The organism is Streptomyces sp. LS1784, from assembly GCF_020103755.1.
Lineage (GTDB): Bacteria > Actinomycetota > Actinomycetes > Streptomycetales > Streptomycetaceae > Kitasatospora.
This window is the reverse complement of record NZ_JAHSQD010001080.1, coordinates 1-1,205: the sequence shown is the minus strand read 5'-3', so window position 1 is coordinate 1,205 and position 1,205 is coordinate 1. Positions and strand designations below refer to the sequence as shown.

1 protein-coding gene is annotated in these 1,205 nt (G+C 76.0%); it reads left to right on the top strand.

Annotated features, from left to right (window positions below; translation table 11 throughout):
* Positions 1 to 833: peptidoglycan recognition protein (locus KS423_RS45765; protein WP_224285554.1), on the top strand; the 833-nt coding region annotated here is incomplete at its 5' end.
* Positions 834 to 1,205: the final 372 nt, after the last annotated feature.

Genomic DNA, 1,205 nt, shown 5'->3' with positions numbered 1-1,205 from the left:
CCGCCCCGCTGTGGACCGGCCGCAGCAACGGCGTCGCGGTCGAGGTCCGGCCCGGGCCCGCCGGAGTGCCGCCCGGGCTGCGGCTCGACCTCGTCGACCCGGGGAACGGCGCCGCCTCGACCGCCGTAGGGGTCCTGCCCGCGGAGCCGCCGAGGGCGTTGTCCGAGCCTCAGACGGGGTCGTCCGCGGAGCCGCCGGCGGGGTCGTCCGCCGAGCAGCCCAAGGGCCAGGCTCCGCGCCCGGCGATCGTCACCCGGGCCGGCTGGGGCGCCGACGAGTCACTGCGCGACCCGGACTTCGTGTACACCGGCCCGGTCCGCGAGGTCTTCGTCCACCACACCGACAGCGCCACCGACTACGCCTGCGGCGACGCACCCCGGGTGATCCGGGCGATCTACCAGTACCACGTGACGACCAACGGCTGGCGGGACGTCGGCTACAACTTCCTGATCGACCGCTGCGGCACCGTCTACGAGGGCCGGGCCGGCGGCGTCGAGCGGCCCGTCCACGGGGCCCACACCCTCGGCTTCAACACCGACTCCGCCGGCATCGCCGCGATCGGCACCTACGTCGACGACCAGCCGACCCAGCCCCTCCTCGACGGCCTCGCCGCCATCGCCGCCTGGAAGCTCGGCCTCACCGCCCAACCCGCCGACGGCCGCACCAAGCTCACCTCCGGTTCCTCCGCCAGCCGCTACCCCAAGGGCACCGTCGTCGACTTCGACGCCGTCTCCGGCCACCGTGACGCCGTCGCCACCGAATGCCCGGGCTCTGCCCTCTACGCCCGACTCCCCGACCTGCGCGCCACGGCGGCCGGCCTCCAGGCCTCCTGACCTCCGCCGCGTCCGCCCCTTCCTCCCCAGGTCCCCGAGCCCTCCCTCCCCCACGTCCCTCCTTCCCTGCGTCCCTCCTTCCCCGCGTCCCGACAGGGGCGCGGGGAACCGCGCGTTGTGGAAGACGACTCGGGCCGCTCGATCCCCGGTGCCCGGTTGCCGCCCCTCCCGGTCCGTCCGACCCCCCGCGTATCGTTCATGTCCGGAGGCGACACAGGAGGCGACAGCGGTGGAAGCAGTACGGCGCTGGCGCCCGGCCTTCCCGCTGGACGTCGCCCGCACCCTGCTCCCGCTGCGCCGCGGCCCCGCGGACCCGGCGTACCGCAGCACCGGCGACGGCGCCGTCTGGCGCGCCTCCCGCACCCCGGCCGG